General features: G+C 42.7%; 23 protein-coding genes and 2 pseudogenes. 19 read left to right on the top strand and 6 right to left on the bottom strand.

The window, feature by feature from the left end:
- Positions 1-335 precede the first annotated feature (335 nt).
- The 4 genes and pseudogenes from CJP46_RS29210 to CJP46_RS37260 all read right to left on the bottom strand — a co-directional run bounded on the left by CJP46_RS29210 (position 336) and on the right by CJP46_RS37260 (position 4,288).
- Positions 336-1,543, bottom strand: a pseudogene (locus CJP46_RS29210) (IS110 family RNA-guided transposase).
- Between the two features lie 1,543 nt (positions 1,544-3,086).
- Complete coding sequence (locus tag CJP46_RS29200) at positions 3,087-3,560, bottom strand: SRPBCC family protein (protein ID WP_094599144.1); 474 nt, start codon at positions 3,558-3,560, stop codon at positions 3,087-3,089.
- Positions 3,561-3,613: 53 nt separating this feature from the next.
- A complete protein-coding gene (locus CJP46_RS29195) occupies positions 3,614-3,952 on the bottom strand; it encodes an ArsR/SmtB family transcription factor (RefSeq protein WP_094599219.1) in 339 nt (112 codons plus the stop codon).
- A 192-nt stretch (positions 3,953-4,144) separates the two neighbouring features.
- Positions 4,145-4,288 (bottom strand): restriction endonuclease, encoded by a 144-nt coding sequence (locus tag CJP46_RS37260; RefSeq protein WP_256992592.1) that lies wholly within the window; start codon positions 4,286-4,288, stop codon positions 4,145-4,147.
- Between the two features lie 1,190 nt (positions 4,289-5,478).
- Here CJP46_RS37260 and CJP46_RS29180 point away from each other — a divergent pair.
- From CJP46_RS29180 to CJP46_RS29170, 3 genes are all read left to right on the top strand, one after another.
- Positions 5,479-6,144: a TetR/AcrR family transcriptional regulator gene (locus CJP46_RS29180; protein ID WP_094599141.1), complete on the top strand. Its 666-nt coding sequence runs from the start codon at positions 5,479-5,481 to the stop codon at positions 6,142-6,144.
- 112 nt (positions 6,145-6,256) lie between these two features.
- The gene (locus CJP46_RS29175) at positions 6,257-6,934 is read left to right on the top strand and encodes a pentapeptide repeat-containing protein (protein WP_094599140.1); all 678 of its coding nucleotides are present in this window, start codon (positions 6,257-6,259) and stop codon (positions 6,932-6,934) included.
- 159 nt (positions 6,935-7,093) lie between these two features.
- The gene (locus tag CJP46_RS29170; protein ID WP_218831067.1) at positions 7,094-8,278 is read left to right on the top strand and encodes a serine hydrolase domain-containing protein; all 1,185 of its coding nucleotides are present in this window, start codon (positions 7,094-7,096) and stop codon (positions 8,276-8,278) included.
- Between the two features lie 320 nt (positions 8,279-8,598).
- On the opposite strand, the pseudogene CJP46_RS36300 reads toward CJP46_RS29170, so the two are convergent.
- Positions 8,599-8,726 (bottom strand): annotated as a pseudogene (locus tag CJP46_RS36300) (helix-turn-helix transcriptional regulator); the annotation flags it as partial.
- A gap of 101 nt (positions 8,727-8,827) precedes the next feature.
- On the opposite strand from CJP46_RS36300, the gene CJP46_RS29165 reads away from it, so the two are divergent.
- From CJP46_RS29165 to CJP46_RS29110, 11 genes are all read left to right on the top strand, one after another.
- On the top strand, positions 8,828-9,307 hold the full coding sequence (locus CJP46_RS29165) for a GyrI-like domain-containing protein (protein WP_094599139.1): 480 nt from the start codon (positions 8,828-8,830) through the stop codon (positions 9,305-9,307).
- Positions 9,308-9,334: 27 nt separating this feature from the next.
- Positions 9,335-9,757 carry a DoxX family protein gene (locus CJP46_RS29160; RefSeq protein ID WP_094599138.1) on the top strand — a complete coding sequence of 141 codons (423 nt, stop codon included), beginning with the start codon at positions 9,335-9,337 and terminating at the stop codon, positions 9,755-9,757.
- A 176-nt stretch (positions 9,758-9,933) separates the two neighbouring features.
- Positions 9,934-10,413 (top strand): GyrI-like domain-containing protein, encoded by a 480-nt coding sequence (locus CJP46_RS29155; protein WP_094599137.1) that lies wholly within the window; start codon positions 9,934-9,936, stop codon positions 10,411-10,413.
- Positions 10,414-10,662: 249 nt separating this feature from the next.
- Complete coding sequence (locus CJP46_RS29150; protein ID WP_094599136.1) at positions 10,663-11,214, top strand: GNAT family N-acetyltransferase; 552 nt, start codon at positions 10,663-10,665, stop codon at positions 11,212-11,214.
- Between the two features lie 146 nt (positions 11,215-11,360).
- Positions 11,361-13,754: an excinuclease ABC subunit UvrA gene (locus CJP46_RS29145; protein ID WP_218831066.1), complete on the top strand. Its 2,394-nt coding sequence runs from the start codon at positions 11,361-11,363 to the stop codon at positions 13,752-13,754.
- Positions 13,751-14,713 carry a serine hydrolase domain-containing protein gene (locus tag CJP46_RS29140; protein ID WP_094599134.1) on the top strand — a complete coding sequence of 321 codons (963 nt, stop codon included), beginning with the start codon at positions 13,751-13,753 and terminating at the stop codon, positions 14,711-14,713. Before CJP46_RS29145 ends, CJP46_RS29140 begins: the two co-directional genes overlap by 4 nt.
- 484 nt (positions 14,714-15,197) lie before the next feature.
- Positions 15,198-16,400: a multidrug effflux MFS transporter gene (locus CJP46_RS29130; protein ID WP_094599132.1), complete on the top strand. Its 1,203-nt coding sequence runs from the start codon at positions 15,198-15,200 to the stop codon at positions 16,398-16,400.
- A gap of 125 nt (positions 16,401-16,525) precedes the next feature.
- Positions 16,526-16,792 (top strand): recombinase family protein, encoded by a 267-nt coding sequence (locus CJP46_RS29125; RefSeq protein ID WP_094599131.1) that lies wholly within the window; start codon positions 16,526-16,528, stop codon positions 16,790-16,792.
- A 125-nt stretch (positions 16,793-16,917) separates the two neighbouring features.
- Entirely contained in the window at positions 16,918-17,364 is a 447-nt protein-coding gene (locus CJP46_RS29120) for a DUF4871 domain-containing protein (protein ID WP_179281375.1), read from the top strand.
- A gap of 313 nt (positions 17,365-17,677) precedes the next feature.
- Positions 17,678-18,526 (top strand): AraC family transcriptional regulator, encoded by an 849-nt coding sequence (locus CJP46_RS29115; protein ID WP_094599129.1) that lies wholly within the window; start codon positions 17,678-17,680, stop codon positions 18,524-18,526.
- A gap of 236 nt (positions 18,527-18,762) precedes the next feature.
- On the top strand, positions 18,763-19,215 hold the full coding sequence (locus CJP46_RS29110; protein ID WP_094599128.1) for a DinB family protein: 453 nt from the start codon (positions 18,763-18,765) through the stop codon (positions 19,213-19,215).
- Between the two features lie 154 nt (positions 19,216-19,369).
- Here the strand turns inward: CJP46_RS29110 and CJP46_RS29105 are convergent, their stop codons facing one another.
- Positions 19,370-20,056 (bottom strand): SDR family NAD(P)-dependent oxidoreductase, encoded by a 687-nt coding sequence (locus CJP46_RS29105; RefSeq protein WP_094599127.1) that lies wholly within the window; start codon positions 20,054-20,056, stop codon positions 19,370-19,372.
- A 156-nt stretch (positions 20,057-20,212) separates the two neighbouring features.
- Here CJP46_RS29105 and CJP46_RS29100 point away from each other — a divergent pair, with 156 nt between their 5' ends.
- The 5 genes from CJP46_RS29100 (at position 20,213) to CJP46_RS29080 (ending at position 23,558) form a co-directional block, all read left to right on the top strand.
- Positions 20,213-20,791: a TetR/AcrR family transcriptional regulator gene (locus CJP46_RS29100; protein ID WP_094599126.1), complete on the top strand. Its 579-nt coding sequence runs from the start codon at positions 20,213-20,215 to the stop codon at positions 20,789-20,791.
- Between the two features lie 301 nt (positions 20,792-21,092).
- A complete protein-coding gene (locus tag CJP46_RS29095; protein WP_094599125.1) occupies positions 21,093-21,971 on the top strand; it encodes a PhzF family phenazine biosynthesis protein in 879 nt (292 codons plus the stop codon).
- 273 nt (positions 21,972-22,244) lie between these two features.
- Positions 22,245-22,433: a hypothetical protein gene (locus CJP46_RS29090; RefSeq protein WP_094599124.1), complete on the top strand. Its 189-nt coding sequence runs from the start codon at positions 22,245-22,247 to the stop codon at positions 22,431-22,433.
- 511 nt (positions 22,434-22,944) lie between these two features.
- Entirely contained in the window at positions 22,945-23,196 is a 252-nt protein-coding gene (locus CJP46_RS29085) for a YolD-like family protein (protein ID WP_094599123.1), read from the top strand.
- Between the two features lie 59 nt (positions 23,197-23,255).
- Positions 23,256-23,558, top strand: a complete 303-nt coding sequence (locus CJP46_RS29080) for a hypothetical protein (protein ID WP_094599122.1) — start codon at positions 23,256-23,258, stop codon at positions 23,556-23,558.
- Positions 23,559-23,721: the final 163 nt, after the last annotated feature.

Below are 23,721 nucleotides of genomic sequence, written 5' to 3'. Positions count from 1 at the left end.
CAGTCTTTCCCTTTATGAGCTGCTACCACGAATCAAGATAACGGATCTGCTCATGGAAGTAGCCAACTGGACGAATTTTCATGAGCAGTTTATTCACGCTTCCAGTAACCGCGCTCCGAGCGAGGAAGAAACAAAAGTAAGGGAGATTAATAGAATAAGTGGTAGTTGGCATTGAGGCTACAAATGGGATCTATTAAGCTAAAACCAGCTAATATCTTGTCAACATTTTTCTCTTAAATAAAGTACGGGATGACGGTATACTGAAAAATAGGCGCACTAAATAACCTTCTCTGTACATGCTGGAAGGCTGTTCTTGCGGATGAAAAATGCGTTAACTAATCTAAATCGACAAACCTTTCTTGCTTCACTAGAAGGGCATAAATCCAGTGAAGGAGCTTGTTGACGCAGGCAATGAGGGCAACCCGGTAAGGCTTTCCGGCTTCGCGTTTCTTATCGTAATATTCACGTAACCTCTTGCTTCCGGTCTTTTTTAGACCGCATAGTACAGCGAGATATAGGGCATGACGCAGCTTTTTAGACCCGCGTTTGGTAATGCGATTGATTGTCGCTGTGAACTTACCAGAAGAGTAGACGCTAGGGTCAATTCCTGCGAAAGCTACCAGCTTTTTGGCGTGATTAAACCGATGGATTTCCCCGATCTCGGACAAAATCGTTGCAGCGATTTTGCTACCTATTCCGGGAATCGATTGGATAATCTGATAAGATTCAACTTCTTCAGCGAGGGCATCGATCTGACTTTGCAGGTGGGAAAGATGCTCTTGATATTGAAGAAGTAAGTCAATGAATAGTGCTAAGCTTATTAGATGGCTATGCTACTATAACTCACTTTTGGAAATGGATTATTTGCTGCAGCAACCATGATACAGCTTGCTTTGTCACTAGCCCAATGATCAGATCGCCTAGGGCAGAGGCAGGTAATTGTGTGTGTTACGGTTGATACGCCAGCTGTTTGAAATGCCCCAGGATTCATGAACTGTTTTAGAAGCAGCAACGAAACTTTTGAATAAAGGTCACCGAAAATACCTCTATAATCCGGAAAGACTTGATCTAGAACGGCCTGAAACTGAAGCTTCACCTGTACATACATTTGTGTGAGCGAGTCAAACTGACGCGTTAGATGCCTAAGATTTAGTAGTTGAACCCCTCGTTGCATATGGTCTTCAAATTCCTCTTTGTAGTACAGCTCGCAGAGCCGATAGGCATCGACTGCATCTGTTTTCACTTTCCGTAGACTTGACTTTTTGGCTTGATGTGAAATGAGAGGATTCACAACTAAGAATAGGATACCGTGTTCTTCTAGAAACTGAATTACAGCCTGATGGTAATGTCCTGTCGATTCCAGAATCACAACTGGGGCTTTGCCTGCTGTATCCTGTACAGTTGAAACGACATCTAGCAGTTGGCTAAGACCTACTTGGTTATGCTGAAAACAAAAAGGGTGTCCCATGGGCTTGCCTTTGTCTAAGAAAACTTGTCCATCACTTTTACCTTTTGAAATATCCAGACCAATGACTGGATTCATGAAATACTCCCTCCCTTAAAAGTGAAAATGTCGGTACCCCTAAAACACCTCATAGTTCCACAACATCGCTTGTTATGCGAGATCTAGGTCGTCTCAACCAACTTAAACATGGTTTCTACAAGTAGGGGGCGATCAGTTTTAGCGACGGGTTACAGACCCAGGGGAACGTCCGATCTGCCCGACTACTGAGAAATACACCACCATAACAAAAGTGGTCAACCAGTAAAAACCGGCTGACCTCATAATACGACGGGAAACGTTAGTTTAAATAAGATTACAGCCGCGTAAAAACCTTCAAACTCTTGCTGAGAGAGAATGAAGGTTTTTTCTTAGATGCTTCTTTCGTAACAGAATATAGATTCTGTTACGAATGGGATTATTTTGGAACAAGAAAGAGAGGGGAAGTTTGTTCTGTGGACACCGTAATTTTTTCTTTAGGATCCTCCTTAGCCTGGGATTCAACAGGGAGCGGACTACTGTCGACCTGAAACCAAACCACTAATTTCTTCCGATGCCAAAACAACGCGAGGACTTCCATATTTGCGAAATAGCGCCCGAAGTGACTTGGTCCATAATCGATGTATGTAGGTGAATAAATATGCAAGTCCAGGTTTGCGGTAATTCTCACTAATACTGAAAATGGTCTCTTATCCGGTGTTTACTAAAGGAACTCTTCATTAAATATGAAAATACGCCTTGATGCATCAACATTTTTCCGTTGATTTTTCTCACCAATTATGACAACACAAACACACAGGGCCGTTTTATGACAGGATATAGAACCAAAGTGTTTGTCAAGCGGAAGCTTCATTTAGTTGAGCCACCCTCGTGCAAATCTTTATCATTGCTCAGTACAATAACATCCCCTCGTTTTTCACTGATCCATCGATTTGTAGATAAAAGAGGTCGACGGAAAAACAGGTAGCTGATGTTGTTACCAAAGCAGCTGCCGGCCAGTTATCAGTATTTCATCTACGTAAGTACCTGCATTTTTGAGGTTAACTGTGTTTTCATATATTGGAGTCCAGTTTTCATCCATGCCTGAATCATTTCAATAGTTGCGTATGCGCCAAGGGTAGAGCTAGGAGCTGCCTGGCAGCTCCTCATGGTTGGAATTTTCTTGCCGGCGGATTCTTGGATGCTTTGTCTAATGGGTTTACCGCATCGATTGCAAACTTGAGTGGTGCTAGGAGTGCTCTCAATAATGATTTGTTTAGGCTTGGGTACTGCGGCCGGATTCATTTTGAGGATCACTTCGATGAGTTCATCACGTCCAATAATCGGACCCCGTTGGTTTTGGCCAGATTGCGGCAGCCTCTGTATATTCCCGATTTGATAGCACCCAGGCTTCATGGCTCCATAGTGGGGTAGCGTCAGGAAAGTGCGGATTTCTAATGTTAAGGAAATACAAATATAAAAAAGCCTAATTTCTCGGTATTATAAGTGAGAAATTAAGCTTAATAGTGTTCTCGAACTACGAAACAGTGAGACTTCAAGTAAAAATATGAAAGCCTTCCAAAAAAGTTACAAACTTCTGTTTAGGCTAGTTATTGTTTGATAAATGTTTAACTAAAACATTGAACATGGTCGTCCATCCCTGTTCGGAACCATCTCTAAATTCGTGATGTGCATTTTCAATGTCTTCTGTGGTCCATCCTTCTTCATGAGGAACGACTATTTCTTGCGTGAAAGACATCTCACATCCATCATCTAAGCGATCCAATATTATTGTAATTCGGTCAATCGTTTCGCTATATTGTGGGATTTGAAACGTAAATACCAATTTGAATGGTCTGTCAATCTCAAGATATTCACCTGTGGCTTCTCCTCCTTTAGGGTCTATGATCGAATAGGATCCTCCGACGCGAAAGTTGTTCTTCACAGTATTTGCATTTTCATCTGGATTAAATAACCATTTACCCATCATTTCTGGGTTTACCCATGCGTCAAACACTCTTTCTACAGTTGAATCAAAACGACGTTTCATTGTTAGTGTAGTTGTTGATGTATTAACCATTAAAATCATCCTTTACTGAATAATTCAATCATAATAAGTTTGTTGCAATTGCGTTAATGTTCCTCCTTTTTTGCTATATTTAGTTCTCGTTCGAGAGCGTCAAACTGCCTGTTCCAAAAATGCTCGTAAAAACGAAGCCATTCTGTAGCCATAGATAACGATTCGGAATTAAGACGGCAAGTGTGAGTTCTTCCTTTTACAATCCTTTCAATCATGCCTGCCCTTTCTAAGACCTTAATATGCTTAGAAATAGCTGCTAAAGACATATCAAAAGGTGCTGCCAATTCTGATATAGTACGATCTTGAGAAGCAATTAGACGAACAATTTCTCTTCGGGTTGGGTCAGCCAAGGCGTGGAAAATACTATCTAAGTTATTATTTTGTTCAACCATATGGTTAAATATAATGAATAAATAATAATAAGTCAACCATTCAGTTGAATATATATTTAAAACAAATTCTCTTCCTTAGTACCATTATAATTCGGATAAAGTAGTAACATTAGATTCTTTAAGACCACTAAAACTCTCTTAACGTTGTTAAAAACGTGGGAATCGTCTTGAAAATGGGATTAGCGTTGTAAATCATTTTCCTGACGGTACCCCATAGTAGACTTTAGAGCTATGTACCTGCTGAACGGCATCAATCCCTACACTCTTACTGTACCTTTTAGCTTGGACCACTATTTTGCTGGCTAAACTAATGGACTTAGGACTGGAAAAGTACACATCAAGAAGGACGGAGTTATTACCAAGGTCCCTTTTATGGATATCATGGAGATTAACTATCCTAGAGATTAGAATTAATGGAATGGAGTTTTTGTAGATGAATATTCTCAAGTGTATCCTGGGGGGATAAAATGACCGAAGTAGGGCGGGAAACGAATTCCTTTTATCTTATTTTCCAATTAACGGAAACTGGATTTGAATTCATAAGTATCTTATTAATTGTGACAATTATAGTTGGACTTATTATTGCAGTTTTATTTTTTCGGCATAATTTAACTGGAAAAAAGATCATGTTAATTGGTGGGGAACTTATATTACTTGGCTTAGTTTTTAATTAAATTGTAGATTTTAAATTTAGATTTCCAAGCTTAAGCTTCATAGTCATTTTGTTAGGTACCATTACTTGTTTCATTGGTTTATGCAGAAAAGATTAACATAGCAGAGAAGATGCCCATAAGTTATATCTAAAAAGTAAGTGGAGGCACCTTTGTGGTGTCTTTTTTGTTGAATTTTTTCCTCCGGCTGTACGTACAGTTGTAAAGTTCTTATAATCGATAAAACCGTTGCCTCCTTTGACCTTTGACTTTATAGTGTTGCGAAATAGCGCCCGAATTGACCCGGTTCATAATCGATGTATGTATGTGAATAAATGTGCAAATTTAGGTTTGCGGGAATTCTCACTAACAGTGAAAATACGCATTATATCCGGCGTTTACTAAAGGAACTCTTCTCATTAAATATTTCCGGATTTGCGACATTATAGATCGCTTCGATTTTATGATCTCGATAAGCAAAAGAATAAACATATTGATTTCCTTCATCCAAACGAATGTTTTCCCCAGCCTTACATAAGTCAATCCATTCGGATAATGGATTGAAAAAATACTCAACTCAAAGGAGTTGGTTATTTTTTGTTTCAGGCTTCATAGGAAGGGCGGCCAACTCCGCGATACTTAGTCCGCATTAGTGCTTTCTTAGTATAGTACTCAGCCTAACGATCGATAAAAGTAATATTTCTTATTACGAGACGTGATCATTTTGTACATTCAAATCATCGTGAAAGGCTAACTGTAGAGCTGCTTCGCGCCCGAACATCCAGATCAAATGATTTTGTTTTTTTGTGTTGACATTAAAAGGATAATCGGATATATTTGTTACATACCAACCGAATGTATGAAAGGAGCAGGCAAATGGCAAGGAATAAATATCCTGAAGAAACAATCAACCAAATTCTAACCGTGGCTCTTAACCTGTTCATACAAAAAGGATACGAGCAGACCTCCATTCAGGATATCATTAATGAGCTGGGCGGCCTGACAAAAGGGGCAATTTACCATCACTTCAAGTCGAAGGAGGAGATCCTGCAGGCTGTCACCGACCATTTGTTCCAAGGTGTTGATGATATGCTGTCCGGTGTCCGGGACGACAAGGAGCTGAACGGACTGGAAAAGCTTCGCAAAATTTCCCACGTCTCTCTCGACAATCCCGCTCAAGACGAATTGGCATCGGTGGCACCGAACCTCTTGCGCAATCCGAAGATGCTGGCGGCACAAATCGAGAACATCATCGATAAAGCCGTACCCATCTATATCCAGCCCATCATCGAACAGGGTATGCGAGACGGATCGATCCGAACCGACTATCCTAGGGAGCTTAGCGAAGTGCTGATGATTCTCACCAACATATGGCTAAACCCGGCGGTCATCCAAGCTTCGCCCGAGATGATGTTGCGCAAGTTAAAGTTTTTCGATGAAATATTGAAAGGCCTGGGGCTTGATCTGTTCGATGAACAAATGTTTCTGCGACTCGAGGAATTGTCTCGTTTGTCAGCTAGAGAAGTCAGCAAAGAAAACTAAACTGCCGAAAGGCAGCTTATTTTTAAGCCTATACATACCATCGGTTGGTATGAATAGGTGATCAAGGTTCAAACGTGTGTTAGAAAACTTATTATAAGGAGATGTGAATGTAATGAATCAGAAATTGACAATGACCACCCGCTCGTTGGAACAGCAAGTCGTGACCAACTTTAGCGCAAGCAACCTGGCGAAGAGTGACTTAGCGGGCGTTACGGCCCATAAAGGACAATTTAAGGGCAGCGCGCTCTCCGGTTCCGACTTTTCGGGCGCGGATTTGGCCGGAAGTACGTTTAAGAGAAGCGACGTACGCGAAGCCAGCTTTGACGGCGCGAATCTGACGGACTGCAACCTGTCTGCGCTTGACCTGACAAATGCAAGCTTCAATAAGTCGATTCTTGTACGAACCAACTTCAGCAGCGCGAATCTTAACGGAGCCAAATTCACGGGCGTAAGGCTGACCAACGTCACGTTAACGACGACGGATCTTAAAACAACGATATTTGAAGGCTGTTTATTTGACGGGGTTGACTTCAAGTACTCCGATCTGAGCGGGCAGCGTTTCGACGGACAGACGTTTATCGGCGTGAAGTTTGACAGAGCGGGATTAAGCAACGCTTCGTTCAAGGGCGCTACATTAAATAATGTTTCCTTCCACCCGGGGTTTACCTTTACTAAGAAGTACTATCGAATGATCAAAACGATCTGCTTTGACGGCGCGACGATGGATAAACTGACATTTGCTGCTCTCAAAGGCATGGGAGCCAATTTGTCAAAAGTCACAGTCAAGTAAAAGGACTGCAAAAATCCAACAAGCAGCTCCAAGTGCTGAAAGGTGACGTTTCGGAGCCTTCTATAGTGAAAGAACACAAGCGGATTCTTTGATAAAGTAAAACGCCAAACCGAGTTTAAAACAATAGGACTGATAAAAAAGTAAAGTGAGGGAAACTAAATGGAAAAGAAAACAACAGAAGATTTTAGTTCGTCAGAAAATATGAAGGAAAAAAGATTCGCTGCCGGGCAGGATCGCCCGGAGCTGCAGAAGGCCATCCAGGAGATCGTCGATTCCGGTTTCCTCGGAGTGCAGCTGCGCGTGCACGATGAGCAGGGCGAGTGGGTCGGCAGCGCCGGGGTGAGCAGGCTGGGCGAGGCGGCGAAGCCGCCTACAAACGGGCACTTCCGGATAGGCAGCAACACCAAGACCTTCACCGCGACCGTGGTGCTGCAATTGGTTGCCGAGGGCAGGATCGGGCTGGACGACCCGGTGGTAGACTACCTGCCCGAGTTCGGGCTGGACCGGCGGATCACGGTGCGGATGCTGCTGCAACACACCAGCGGGGTGTTCAACTTCACCGGCGAGTACTACGAAGACGGGACGGTCGTGCCGGGGATCCCCTGGCAGGGCCAGGAGTGGGTAGACAACCGGTTCAAGACCTACCGGCCGGAGGAGCTGGTACGGCTGGCATTGTCCAAACCGGTGCGATTCGAGCCGGGAACGGACTGGAGCTATTCCAACACCAACTACGTGCTGGCCAGGCTGCTGATCGAGAAGGTCACCGGCAGCTCGCTCGCCGAGGAGATGCAGCGGCTGATTCTGGGGCCGCTTGGGCTGTCGGGTACCTTGGTACCAGACACCCAGCCGGAGATCCCCGGACCGCACGCCCACGCCTACTACCGGTACGAGGACGCCGGCGAGCAGAAGACGGTCGACGTCACCCGCCAGAACCCCTCCTGGATCTCCACCGGCGGTGACATGATCTCGACCACCCAGGATCTCCACACGTTCATCTCCGCGCTGATGGGCGGCAAGCTCCTCCCGGCCCCGCTGCTGGCCGAGATGTGCAAGCCGTATCCCAAAATCGGCTATGGCTTGGGGGTGTTCGTGCAGGACGCCGGCCCGAACGGCGACGGTACCATCATTACCCACAACGGCGGCATTTCGGGCTACGCGGCACTGATGTACAGCACGCCCGACGGCAGCAAGACCCTGACCGCCTCCTTGAACTATGTGGACGACGTCGCAATGTCACTGGCAGTGGCGTTCCAGAAGGCGACGCAGAGGCTCGTCGAGGAGGTGTTCGGCGGCGGGCTGGCCGGGGCGGCTGACGCGGCCGAGCCGGCCAGTAAACAGGGCTGAGCACCGTGGCCTCGTACGCCTTGAGGCTGGACTCCTTCCGGTTGTGCATGGGGTAGAGCGGTCGCCGGGCTGACCAAGTTGAGTAAAAAAACCGCGAATCCAGTGAATGACTCGGATCGGCGGTACGGATGCTCTACAATTTTACTTTTCTTAGCAGCATTTTTTGTCCCGCCTTTAGTCGTATAGCGTATTATGTTATTCGTTCAACTAACGGGAAACGATAGTTTAAGTTAGCATGGAGTAGTTTGCCGTTGGCAACTGCTCCATTTTTCTTTGCTAATGCGATAAACAAAAGGGCTAATGAAGACAGTGAGGATTAGAATTCCCCTGTTGTCTCGAATCGCCGTCGAACGGGAGATGTTAAACTCATGCGTGATTTCCGAAAAGGTAAAAATGTACGGTTGTTGATGTACCGCATGATGATGTTAATCCGTTCTACTTTTTTGATTGGCTCCTCTAAACAGTATCATTTTTTGACATGATTTATCGTTATGATTAACCCATCAAGAAAAAACAAATGATTTGATCAAAAAAAAAGGAGCTGGGATGATGGCAGCATATACCCTTGAGGAGAAAGACGGCTTAATCGTTGTAGGTATTGGAACGGAACTGAAGAGCGAATACACGGACTATGCGGGCATGGACAAGGAGAAGGAAAACTTCTGGCGAACCGTGGAGCAGGATGGAAGGCTTGACGCATTAAAGGCTGTCGCTGCGAACGACTACATCTTTGCTGTGAACGAACTAGTAAACCGCAAGAGGATGTATTATGTCGGCGTCATGACAGAGGCACCGGTACCTGAAGAACACAGAGAGATCCAATTCCCTAAAGGACAATACCTCGTCATTAAAGGCGAAGGCAAGACGTCCGATGATTTGAGTCGGATGCTTACCGGCATTGCCTTTGGTCAAATCTTGCCGGAAGCCGATAACTTCGCCTATGTCGGCGGGCCCAATGCAACGGTTGAGATGGGGCAGCGTGACAACCTTGTATATGGAGAAATGTGGATTCCGGTTGTGAAGAATTAAATAAACGAAACCAGAGGAGGAATAGAAATGAGTACAATTACCAGTAATGAAAAGATCGCGAAGGTTGGATCCCGTCATATCGGAAGGACGGCCGCTTATTGGACCGTCACCATCATTCTCGCATTCTCTATTGCATTAAGCGGGATCGGGCAATTGATGCGATATGGTGGCAATGTCGATTTAGTGACCCATATTGGTTTCCCGTTATATATCACAAACATTCTCGGGACTTGGAAATTGCTTGGAATCCTTGCGATCGTCATACCAGGATTCCCCCGCCTTAAGGAATGGGCTTATAGCGGTATCTTTTTTCTAATGACGGGTGCGGCCTTATCTCATGTGTTCGCTCATGATTACGGGGTTGGTGGATTCAATGTAATTCTTCCGCTTTTCTATGCCGCGCTTGGCATGGCCTCCTGGGCGCTGCGTCCGAAAAGCCGCAGACTCTAATAAGGCGTGACATTAAGCTAACCCACTCGTGGTTCCAATAGACTTCAACTAACAACTGGATAACAAACGTTTTCCCTCTAGAGAGTATCATGTTTTGAATTGATTTATGGTTAGGATAAACCTTTCAAGTGAATAAACAAATCGATGGATCCATTCATAATAAAGGAGCTGAAATCATGGCAACGTATACCTTTGAGGAAAAAGACAGCTTTAGCGTTCTTGGAATTGGAACGGAGCTGAAGAGCGATTACACGGATTATGCCGGCATGAACAAGGAGAAGGAAAACTTTTGGCGGTCAGTGGAGCAGGATGGAAGGCTTGACACATTAAAGACTATTGCTGCGAACGAATATATTTTTGCCGTAAACGAAGCGGTCAATCACAAGATGATGTATTATGCTGGCGTCATGACAGATTCATCAGTACCGGAAGAACACAGAGTAATCCAATTCCCTAAGGGACAATACCTCGTCGTTAAAGGCAAAGGGAATTCGGCCGATGAGTTGAGTAATATGCTTACTGGCATTGCATTTGGTCAAGTCTTGCCAGCAGCCGATCATTACGCCTATGTTGGCGGGCCCAATGCAACGGTTGAGATGGGGCAGCGAGACGGCTTCGTATATGGTGAATTGTGGATTCCGGTTGTGGAAAAGTAAACGAGATCAGCAGGAGTTATAGCCTTTAGGGCGGGATATTTTAAAAGACGACAAGAACATATACGCTTAAAGTCCGCGTTGTTGCGGGCTTTTTTATTTTCTCTTTAGGATTTTTCATGATACGTTTCCCCTGATATTTACGGAACATAACGGGACACGATAGTTTAACCATAAAACGAAGGCAGTCGGTCTGATGATAGGCTGTCTTCTTTGCGCTAAAGGGCAGGATAGAGTGATGACTTTCGCGAAATACCTCAATATAAAATTTATGCAACTTTCGACATAAATGAAGCCCTTTTATTAGATCATGAATTTTCCACTCAATTTCCATGGTATAAACACGGTGGGTATTTCATCAGATGCTTAGAGGAGAATCGTGAAGGTAAACGTTTAACTATAATGGATTTTTACGGAAATTCATTAGCTGGTTGTTGTCACCTGATCTTCAACTCACATTATCCTTATTTCATCAGAAATAATATACCTGAAGTAAACGATTTGAATGTATTTCAAGAATTTCGAAGGAAGAAGATAGCAAGCAAAATACTAGATGAACTTGAAAGAAGAGCCTCGAAAACGTCTAAGTATATTGGGTTGGGTGTTGGACTGTATAAAGATTACGGGAACGCCCAACGAATGTATGGTAAGCGAGGGTATATAATGGATGGAAATGGTGTGAATTATAATAATGTGCAAGATCTAAGCCGCTCTGGACTTGAAATACAAGGATTACGTGACGTGCCTGACCGTTTTGATCAAATTGCCGGTATTTTTCGGAGAGTGATGCGGGAAGTGTTATAGCAGGATTGGGATGGAGCTAAATATCAAGGAAACAAATCGCAACGGAACAAGCAAAGGGATGATTCCCTATCCTCATCAGGTGAAATCTCTGTAAACGAGTCGGTACGAATCATTAAAGAAGCCTGCCTCCCACGGTAGGTTTTAAGATGAAATATTATGAAAGGCAGCATACTATGAACGAATTTATCGAAATTAAGGGTGCACGGGTTCATAATTTGAAAAATATCGATCTTCGAATTCCGCGAGGTAAATTGACCGTGATAACCGGAGTATCCGGCAGCGGGAAATCCAGTCTCGCGTTCGACACATTGTATGAGGAGGGCAAACGCCGATACCTCATGTTTTCCGGTACGCAGTTTATGGTGGATGCCGCACCGACCTTTGATCAAATCACAGGTCTAGCCCCTACCGTCGCAGTGGAACAAAGAATTATTCGCCAATCCAATCCACGTAGCACGGTTGGAACGCGGACAAAGATTGGCAATATGCTCGCCGTTTTATTTGCTACATATGGCAAGAGAGATCCCAATTACGACGATGGGCTTTCCCTAAGCATGGACATGTTCCTGAGGAACTCACCGAAAGGAATGTGCGTAAAGTGCTTAGGTAATGGAAACGCGTATTCCATTGATGAAGATAAGATCTTCTCAGATGGAAGAACACAGTTAAAAGATCTATTAGTCGAACGGTTGCTATATCGGGGAGGGGCCAGAAAGAGGTTGGACGAATTTTGTTCATATCATGGGCTGACTGTAACGCAACCGATTCATACATTGAGCAATGAACAACTGTTAGTTTTAAAATATGGAGACCATGGAAAGACAAGTTTTCAAGGTGTCATTCCATGGCTGTTGAATGGATTTAAATATGGCGAAATTAGCGGTAGGCAAAATGGAATCTTATCTGAAGCGTACGGCAGGAAGGAACAGTGCAACAAGTGTGGAGGAGCCGGCTTGGGTGAACAGGCAATGCATACAACAATAGCCGGAAAAACCATAACAGATCTGGAGAATATGTATATTAAAGATTTGAATGATTTTTTAACAAAGGATAAATCTGAGTTATTCGGTATGACACTTATCAACGAGATTATTCTTAAGCTGGATTGTATCATTGATGTGGGCCTTCACCATCTTTCATTGTCGCGACCTGTCCCAACCTTGTCGGGCGGTGAAATACAACGGTTGTTTCTCGCTTCCTCTATCATTGCTCAGATGGATTCGATCATCTTTATATTCGATGAGCCGACCATTGGATTGCATGAAATTGAGAAAGCAAAGCTCATTCAAATCATTCAAAATCTGGTTAATCGAGGGAATACGGTAATTGCTGTTGAGCACGATGAAAATTTTATGCGTGCTGCAGATTATATCATTGATCTAGGACCTGATGCTGGAATTTACGGAGGTCATCGTATCTTTCAAGGCAGCTTCGACGATTTTACGACCTGTGAATTATCGAGAACCGCTCCATATCTAGCCGATCAAAAAAAGCTGCAAGTAAAGAAGACATATTCTAAGATAAACCCGAAAAAAATGCTGACGATTGAAAATGCATACCTGCATAATCTCCGCCACTTAACTGTACAAATCCCCCTCGGTGTAATGGTAGGGATCGCAGGGGTATCAGGCAGTGGAAAATCGAGTTTTATCTCAGGCACCTTGGTCCCTAAATTAAAAGAGTTTCTTACAATTACAGATGAAGACGAAGAAATGGTGCTTTTATCCGATGTAAGCGTAAGTGGAATCGAACATATCAAGAAATGCTTGGTCATTGATCAAAAACCCATAGGAAGAAGCAGAACCTCTTGTCCGGCTACCTACACGGGGATTTTCGATCGGATCCGAAAGATGTTTGCAAGCACGTCTGATTCGATAGAGAGAGGATATGGAGTAGGATTATTTTCACTGAACTCCGAAGGTGGATGTCGTCAATGCAAAGGTGATCGAGTGATCAAATATCATGTGGGTTTTGGAAACTATATCGAACAAAATTGTGACGCTTGCGGAGGAACAGGCTTTATAGAAGAAGCCATGGAAATAACGATTGAAGGCAAGAATATACGTCAAATCCTCGAAATGAGCGTATCGGAAGCGATAGATTTTTTCGGAAATGAGGAAAGTGCTGCATATGATAAGAATATCTGCCATATACTTTTTACTCTTGAACGAGTAGGACTTGGGTATATTAAGTTGGGGCAGCAAACACCGACCATTTCCGGCGGAGAGTCTCAAAGGATTAAACTCGCTAAAGAACTTGGCAAGCAGTCTGGTAAGGATCGTTTGTATATTCTCGATGAGCCTACAACCGGCTTATCATTTTCAGATAGTGAAAAACTAATCAAGCTGATGCTCGAATTAACTGAGAACGGGAATTCGGTAATTGTGACTGAGCATGACCCCGCCGTGTTAAGCAATTGCGATTATATTATAGAGTTGGGTCCAGGAGGCGGCAGTGATGGTGGGTTTATTATTGCGTTCGGATCTCCAGAGCAGTTGAAAAGAAACGAAAAATCGATTATCGGCAGGTATTTGAGATGAATTTAGAGTGGCAATATTCCACGCCCCAGGCGGAAGGCATGGATGCGGAGATGTTAGGCGACCTTGATGATTTTATTAAAAAAAGGCGATATCGGCTTGTCAACAGCGTCCTTGTTGTAAAAAACGGGAAAATTGTATTTGAAAGATATTACAACAAATATAATGAAAATAGCAGAAATAATATTAAATCGATATGGAAAAGCATTCTTTCTTTACTAACGGGGATATGTCTTGATAAAGGCATGATTCGAAGCCTGGACGACCCAATCAGCGATTACTTGCCTGCGTTTCAAACAGGCGTCCATCCTTATCATAAGGCCATAACGATTCGACATCTTCTCACCATGTCATCAGGGATTTTCTGGAACGGCGGCGTTCATTATCATTGTCCAATGGTCGAGCAAATGAAGCGGACGAGGGATTGGATCGCGCATGTCGCAGATGTTGCGATGAAAGACTATCCTGGAAGCAGCTACGTATATAAAGAATGGGATGTGCTATTGCTATCTGCTGTTATTGGAAATGCTTTCGGAAATACATCTTATGAACTGTGTGAGGAGCTTTTATATAAGCCTTTAGGAATAACGAGTGGAAGATGGGCTGAAAGCCCTTGTGGTGTTTCGTATACCGTAATGAAAGGAGAGGAACACTCTAATTTATCTGCCAGAGATCTTGCGAAGATAGGATTTCTAGTTCTAAACAACGGCATTGTAGAAGGCGAACGGATTGTTTCTGAACATTATATTAAGGAAATGCTAAGGCCAAACGACAACAACAGCTCATATGGATATTTGTGGTGGATACTGGAAAATGGTTACGCATGTAGGGGATTCGGCGGTCAAGAGATAAATATTCTGCCTAAACAAAACATGATAACAGTTATCCAGGCTACCCCAACTCCATCAAGCAAAACTTATGGAGATATCCATAAGGAGATTCTTGAGAAATCTGTTGTTTGATTTAGCATAAATGGCATGATCGATCAAAAACCCATAGAGATAGGCGACATTGAGTACATTGGGCTCTAGAGAGGAGACCAAGATAATTTTCCTCTGATGTCAACAATCTGAACCCCATGAATGAATGGGGCTTTTTTTATGCTTAAACGGATTAGCGTTCGCGTCCATCTACCAGAGGAGATGCTTAGCTTGAATTTAAGTACCCAGTTTAGAATTTGCGCTTCACTCTTAATCCCAAACGTTTGCATGAACATCGAATAACTCCAGCCTACTTCAATCATTTCCAGATTATGAATAAAAACTTGCTTGTGGCGATAAAGCAATCTTGTTATACTGCTGAAAGATATTATCCCCCTATAAATGAAAAGGTCGTTGATTCGAATGTTATCATTTTCCCGATTATGCAAGTGCAAGCCCCCCATCCCATAATCTCAACAAATAAAATCATTTGATTGGGATTTTGCAAGTATAGGGGGAAGCAAAAGTGTTAAGAAAAATCTCATCACCATCATTATTGTTATTTATCGTATTAGTAGGATTTCCGCAAATAAGTGAAACGATCTATACACCGTCACTTCCTGATATTACGGAGCAGCTGCAAGCAAGCGGGAATTTAATTCAATTGACATTAAGTATCTACTTTCTCGGCTTTGCTGTGGGTGTATTTTGCTGGGGCAGATTATCCGATTTAATTGGCCGTAGACCTTCCCTGTTGTGGGGTATAGCTGTTTATGGAATTGGAAGCCTTGGCTGTTATTTCTCCCCGTCTGCAGAGGGGTTGCTTATTAGCCGTTTTATTCAAGCGTTCGGAGCAAGTACAGGTTCTGTTGTGACACAGACTATTTTGCGGGAGAGCATTCCGGATGACAAGCGCCACGGCATGTTTGCCCAAATTTCTGCAGCACTCGCTTTTTCTCCGGCCATCGGACCATTGCTGGGCGGTTGGATAGATCAATGGCTCGGCTTCCGTGCTGTCTTTATGACCTTAATTGTAATCAGCGTCGCCATTTTTGCCTATACGTACAGCTCTTTGCCGGAAACGCGAGATGCAGATTCGATTACAAAGACTAGCTCCTTTGCGGTCGCTCGCAGAATGCTTAATGATAGGAACATCTGGGCATTCGGATTTTTGATTGGCGCAACGAACGGGATTCTATTTAGCTACTATGCCGAAGCCCCTTTTATTTTTATTGACTTCTTCGGGCTGAAGCCGGGTTGGTTTGGATTACTTGGCATATGTACGGCCTTGTCATCTATTATCGGTGCCATGCTGTCCAAAAAGCTTTTAAGCCGGTTTGCCGTTGAAAGCATTATTGCCTGGGGCTGCATTACGGCTGCAGCCGGAGCTTTGATATTAGCGGTCCTTGCTTTCGTTGGATTACAATCCAACGCAATCTCGATGGCCTCTATCATTGTCTGCATCTTTATTCTGCTACTCGGTGTCGGTATGGCGATTCCGAATTGCCTAAGTCTGGCTCTTATTCAGTATAAGGATGTGGTCGGCACAGCAGGGGCGGTATTCGGGCTGGGTTACTATTTGCTCGTAAGCCTGATTACTAGCGGTATGAGCTATTTGCATAACGACTCTTTGCTTACTATGCCTCTTTATTTTCTCATTTTGACCATTGTAATGGTCTTAGTCAGCAAAGCTCTGGTTAGCAATAGCATGGTAAGAAAAAGGATTTAGGTAAAGCGATAATTAAGGAGCTGACCCAACTGGGCCAGCTCCTTTTTTTTGTATATTGCGAGACACCGCATTCTAAGCAGCGGTAGGGCAATTTAGTGCTAGGTGAACGAAAGGGTGAAAACGACGTGGCCGAACAGGAGCGAAAGAAGAACCGCCAACGACAGGCGGAAGGTATTGAGGTTGCACGAACAGAAGGGGTTACATTTGGAGGATATCGGAAGGAAATAGATGATCGTTTTCTTCGGGTGTACCAGGAGTGGAAGGACGGACTGATAACTGCAACCGAGGCTATGCGACAGATCGATATGAAGAGGACGACTTTTTACCGAAGGGTCAGTGAGGTTGAAGAGCAGGGAAATCAGGAAGCACAAGAAGCAGAAACTGAAGTTTAATAAAAGTTAAGGGCAAGGCATTAATATTTATGGCATCATCGCTTTTAAGCTAACGGGCAGATTACATCAATGGTATTGGAACTTTATGGGGCATCTGGTCGTTATAATGTAATGAGATGAGAGGAATGATTATTGTGAAATTTCTTTGTACTAGCATATTAATCGTTGGATTGCTAATTTTATTTGGTTGTTCAAATACTTCCGAAAAAGATGCAGAAGTCAGCCCAAAGTTTGTAAGTGAAGGAATCGAAATGCAAGGCATAGAAGGGAAAATCGGTATCTTGGGACCGGATTTCGTGGCGAATCAAGCTAATAAACATATGTGGCACTTATGGGGAAGTAAAGCTGATTTGGACGGGGAATTTAAAGTCGATGCCATTAATATAAAATCCGGTGAGAAGATAAATCCGTTTACTGTTGATATTCCTACATCATTGGGCGGTCCAAATAACGGTGCAGATGCTCATTTACCATCCTCAATGAAGCTACCGAAACCTGGCATTTGGCAGCTTAACGCTTATATTGATGAAAAGTTTTCGGCAGTATTAATGTCGAAGCCAAATGATTATTGAACTAACGGAGAACGATAGTTTAATATGCAACAGCAAGGGCAACGATCACTTTAATCAGCTGCCTTTGCTCTACTTACGGGGCAGCATAGCTCAAAGTAACTAATACATTGGATTTGTTGGGATCGACTTCAGGTGATGTGGCCAATTGATGTTTTATAGAGCAATCATGGCGATATAATAATTCTTTTCTGCGATGAACATACCAATAGAGGGAGAATTATATTATCTTCGACATGCTGACTTTTTCGTGCAGAAAATGCAAGGTATTCATTTTGTATTTGTCATAAAATTCATCTAGAAAGGAGGGAAAACGATGGATTGGTTGGACAGGATGAATTGCGCCATGGAATATATCGAAACAAACCTAGCGGACAATATCTTATATGATGAAATAGCGCAGAGAGCCTGTTGTTCTACTTATCATTTTCAACGAATGTTTCCGTTTATTACTGGAGTATCGTTATCTGAGTACATTCGGCGTCGACGGTTGACATTGGCAGCATTTGAACTGCAAACAACAGATGCAAAGGTTATTGATGTAGCTATGAAATATGGATATGATTCGCCAGAAGCGTTTGCACGGGCGTTTAAGAATCTACATGGGATCATGCCGATATCTGCGCGCGATAAAGGCGTTTCTCTAAAAGCCTATCCTCGAATGTCCTTTCATATTTCAATTAAAGGAGATATCGAAATGAATTACCGCATCGAATCAAAAGGACCTTTTGAGATGTTTGGAGCTTATGATCTGGTCAATTCCGATCCCCAAAAAGTATATGCTGAAGTTGCTCAATTCCGTCAACAATGTGATATAGATGGCAGCGTTGAAGGGATGAATGGATTACTGGGACGCTTTAGTAACACCATCTTGCACGCTGCCTTATTTGATCATACTGGAACATCTTTTAAATACATGGTGAGTTATTTTTTGCCAAAAGGACTTGAAATTCCGGAGAGATTTACAAAACTTTCTGTCCCAGCACTAACGTGGGCGATTTTCCCGGAACCGCAATGTGATTTAATAAAGTTATGGGGACGGATTTATTCCGAATGGTTCCCGACATCGGAATACGAACAGGTTGAAGGCCCAAGTTTCGAGATGTATTATGGAACGGCAGAGTATGTTACTGGGGAGATTTGGATTCCAGTGAAGAAAAAGTAACTTGTTACTTCATGCGGCACGTATTTGCTCGAACGGAAATGTAGGTATTACGCTAACGGGAAACGATAGCTCAGTAAAGACAAGAAGCCAGCCGATCACTTTACCGGCTGGCTTTATTCAGCTAACGGGCAGTATAGTTTTAACCCAAGGTACGGAATTGGAAACAAATGTTCTTTACATTGGTGTTGTTATTGGAGAAAATTTACTTATTCTCATATCAGAAATGAGGTTAATAAATGAATAATAAAGCAGCTTTGAAATATGGTCAGACAGCAGAAGAAATACATAAGTATAAAGAATTCGACGAACAACGCCTTCTTGAGCCAATAAGTGAAGGTAAGTGGTCAGTCAAGGAAATCATAGGACATTTATATTACTGGGATAAGTTCATTTTAGGGAATCATGTCCCATATATGAATGAGGGTGCAAACTTGAACGCTTTCCCTAATCATGATTTACATAATAGAGAAGCCATCGAATACATAAGTGTTTTTACAACAACAGGTTCTTTAATAGATGAGTTTGTCCTGAATAGAAGATTATTAATAGAAGCGATATCTGGAATCGACAGTAACGTTAAGTTCACTATTGGTTCTGGAAAACGTCAATTTACAGTTGATAGATATTTGAAGATATTCATTGACCACGATATCCATCACCTTAAACAAATGAATGAACGACTAGGCTAATGGGAAACGTTAGCGTGGAGTAGCGTGCTGCGGCAGCTGCTCCTTTTTTATTGGCTATGTTTAATTCTAATGTCAATTGTCGATTAGAGAATGCTCTAGGCATTAAAAGAGATAAGACAACTATCATATCAATAGTTGTCTTATCTCTTTCGTTTTAATTTTCACCAAGAATTTTAGTTGGATCAAGCCCTGGAGGGAATATTTCTTCAAAATGGTCCTTTTTCTCATATAAGTTATACCAAGCTTCAGCAATAACATCTGGGTCCCCTGCTGTTCCGGGTTGTATCATGGCTCCGATTGAAAGATGTCCGACAAACACACCTTTTTCTTTCAACTCATTGTGCAGGTTTGCGGCATAATTACGAATACCAGCCCCAACGATTCCGGCATTCCCGGCATAAGGTACAGGGAACATAGTAGATACGCCTGTTGTAAATAAAATTGCACCAGAACCGTTATTTATCATATCCGGTAGAACCTCATTAACGGACAGAACGCCAGCTAGTAAATAGCTTTTCATTATATCTAATACACTTTGAGGCGTAGTTTCTAGTACGTTTGTGAACTTATCCTCCCTGGCATAGGGGCTGAATTCTAGTACATCAATCGAACCAAACTCTTTTTTAGCTGCTTGAATGGCTTGTTTTAAAGCAGCTAAGTCCGTGATATCCGCTACAAAAGATTGCGTTTCAATATTTAATTCTCTAAGTTCACGTTCGATCATTGCTAATTTCTCAGGGTTACGTGCAATCACTGCTACCCTATATCCATTCTTTCCGAATTTTTTGGCTAGAGACAAACCTAATCCAAGACCTGCACCAACTATGACAATAGTTTTCATTTTTCGTTAGCTCCTTATCTATGATATATTAAAAGAAACATGCGTTGCTTTAATGAAAACTATACAGCCAAAGGTTTCATGCAACAATCAACAACCCTGTGCGAATGTTGCTATAGCCACAAGAATAATAAATTGTTGGGTTAGAGGGTGAAGGAAATGGCCACAAAAGCAAGGAATATACGAATGACACAAACGAAACAATCATTGATTAATGCTTTTTTCATTTTGGCTTCTAAAAAGGATTTTGAAAAAATTACAATAGCGGATATAACAAGGGTAGCGCAGGTTAATCGGGCTACATTCTATGCACACTTTAATGATAAATACGATTTAATCGATTTTATTATGGGGGATTTCGCCTCAGAATCTATCCAAAACCATACTTCAGGTGTTGTGAAATTCGATCTGGATAGCATAAATCAACTCATTTTAGCGGTATCTGATTTCTATCAAAAACCGAACATTCAATGTCGCAGCAGCTATGCTAGCTTGGTCTTACCTCAAATGCAAGAAAAAATACTAAATGAATTGAAGGCTTTTTTGTCGAAAAGTTTGGAACAAAAATATACCGGTAACGAAAAGAACATGTTTGTGCCTATTTTTGCACAAATCATTCATGAAGGTGCTTTGCAATTGGCCACAAGTAGCGTCACCACGAATAAAGAGGAAGTCACCAAGAAGATTGCTTTATTTGTAGTAGCTGGATTTCAGTCTTTCGAAGGAGCATTACGCTAACGGGAAGCGTAGTTCTATATATAGTCGTCTTATTTTTCTTTATTAATGGTCCAATTTGCTGTACCTACAAATTCTCCGGCTGATAGCTACGAATTGTTTGGAATGGAAGGGTATTCAAATTGAACGTAAGGATACGGGATGCTATCGAGAGGGGTCGTGCATATTGGAAACTGATGGGCAGGGAGAGCCCGTCTGTAGTGAACATCATGCAATGCCGTACGGAGCGGGAGAGATTGACTTGAATAAGCGAGTGGGACGTGCGGTTGCACACATCCGAATATAAGGAGAGGACGAGCGGAACATGAATGTGGAAGTGTATACGTTAAATGCGTTTGCGAAAGGGAAGCGTGGCGGTAATCCAGCAGGCGTTGTCTTGGAGGATGACCTTTCGCTGAATGCTGCGGATATGCAGCTCATAGCGAAAGAAGTGGGCCTTTCGGAAACGGCCTTTATGGAAAAATCCCTGCTTGCGGATTACAAAATCCGCTACTTCACCCCCGCCAGCGAAGTTGATCTGTGCGGACATGCCACGATTGCTGCATTTGGACTAATGCATTCGCTGGGTTTGGCAAAGGAAGGGACCTCCTATACGATAGAAACCAAGGCAGGGATTTTGGATGTCGATATTAGCTCCGAGGGTCTTGTTTATTTGTCACAGGCTTTACCACAATTTCTTGAAAGGATATCCTGTGAGGAAATCGCCCCATCTTTGGGGATGGATGCCGAGGATCTGGAAACCGGGTTGCCCATCCAGATTGTTTCGACGGGGCTGCGGGACATTTTGATCCCGATCCGCAGCAGGAAGCTCTTGAATGAGGTTCAGCCAAATTTTGACGCCATAACCGTCATCAGCGAAAAATATGATGTAGTTGGATATCATCTGTTCACGATGGATACGCCAGACGATGCTGCTGCGGAATGCCGGAATTTCGCGCCGCTGTACGATATTCCCGAGGAGAGCGCGACAGGAACATCCAACGGTGCCCTGCTCAGCTATTTGTACCAACATGGCCAACGCTCTATGCGGGAAGTGGAGAATGTCATGTTCAGGCAAGGGTATTCGATGGATTGTCCTTCTGAAATCAAGGCAGGATTGCGCCTGAGCGAGAGCGGTGAAATCAACCAGGTTCGGGTCGGCGGTGAAGTAGGTGGCATTGAACGAAGACATTTCATGATATAAACCGAATCATGATTATGATGGTTTTTTTGCATTCCTGGGGGCCATCGAACAAGCCCTCAATTGCGGGGAGGTGATGGAGGATCAATTCTAAACCTCTTTCCAACGTGGCTGTAAAGGAACGAAAGAATAACCGACGGCGATAATCTCATGCCCGTATAGCTATAGCTGGCTGTAGGCGTTAAGCTAACGTGCAGATTAGATACAACGGTTATCGGGGAGAATGGGAAGCAAAAAAACGCAGCCGTGAGATAATATCCAATGGAGGTTAACCCCTTGAAGCGAATAGGACTTAGATTCTTAGCCTTGTTTTCGGTCTTCTTTATCGGAAACCTTATTCTAAACGTGATATTTAAACCGGATGTGGATGTCGGTACTGCATTTTTAGTCTCATTTGGTGCCTCAACTGGCGTGGCTTTAGTTGAATATTACTTATTGAGAAAGAAACGCAAAGGCGATGAATAAGCTAACGAGAAACGTTAGTTCAAATAAGATTACAGCCGCGTAAAAAACCTTCAAACTCTTGCTGAGAGAGAATGAAGGTTTTTTCTTAGATACTTCTTTCGTAACAGAATATAAATTCTGTTACGAATGGGATTATTTTGGAACAAGAAAGAGAGGGGAAGTTTGTTCTGTGGACACCGTAATTTTTTCTTTAGGATCCTCCTTAGCCTGGGATTCAACAGGGAGCGGATTACTGTCAACCTGATACCATTTCCTCCGTTGCCAAAAACAACGCGAGGGCTTCCATATTTGCGAAATAGCGATGCCTTGATGCATCAACATTTTTCCGTTGGTTTTTCTCGCCAATTATGACAACACACAGGGGGGCATTAGGCTGTGTTATTATTCAATATATTGTAGATATGTGTAACTCTGTTCTTAAGTAACTTTGTAATGTAAAATTATACGAGTTATTAATGTCTTGGAGCGCTCCTATACGGACTGCTCATTTTACAACGAGGAGGAGAGACTGATGGTCAAATCAAAGACTCCCAAGAGACCGACAAGGGATGAATTTGTATTAGAGGAGATAGGTAATCAGCTTACAGAGGCTTATCAAGAAGGATCAGATATTCTACTTACTGTGTGGGGTTGGGAAGAGCCGGTAAGAGGTCAGATAGATCAAATGGACTCTCGGACTGGAAAAGTACACATCAAGAAGGATGGAGTTATTACCAAGGTCCCTTTTATGGATATCATGGAGATTAACTATCCTAGAGATTAGAATTAATGGAATGGAGTTTTTATAGATGAGTATTCTGATGTGTATCTTGGAGGGATAAAATGTCCGAAGTAGGGCGGGAAACGGATTCCTTTTATCGAATTTTCCAATTAACGGAAACTGGATTTGAATTCATAAGTATCTTATTAATTGTGACAATTATAGTTGGACTTATTATTGCAGTTTTATTTTTTCGGCATAATTTAACTGGAAAAAAGATCATGTTAATTGGTGGGGAACTTATATTACTTGGCTTAGTTTTTAATTTAATTGTAGATTTTAAATTTAGATTTCCAAGCTTAAGCTTCATAGTCATTTTGTTAGGTACCATTAGTTGTTTCATTGGATTATGCAGAAGAGATTAACATAGCGGAAAAGATAAATACAAAGACAAGAGGATGCGGTCCACATGAAAAGGTTAAATGTTACTTTTAGAGTGAACGGTGAAAAATCGGATAGAGTCGATGAAATGTCAGTACCAACCAGCTAAAGGGTTCAATAGAACAAATGGTGAGAGTCGAATTATCC

Source organism: Paenibacillus sp. XY044, from assembly GCF_002257645.1.
Taxonomy (GTDB): domain Bacteria; phylum Bacillota; class Bacilli; order Paenibacillales; family Paenibacillaceae; genus Paenibacillus_AQ.
Note: the sequence above shows the minus strand (reverse complement) of the source record. Positions and strands in the feature narration are given on the sequence as shown.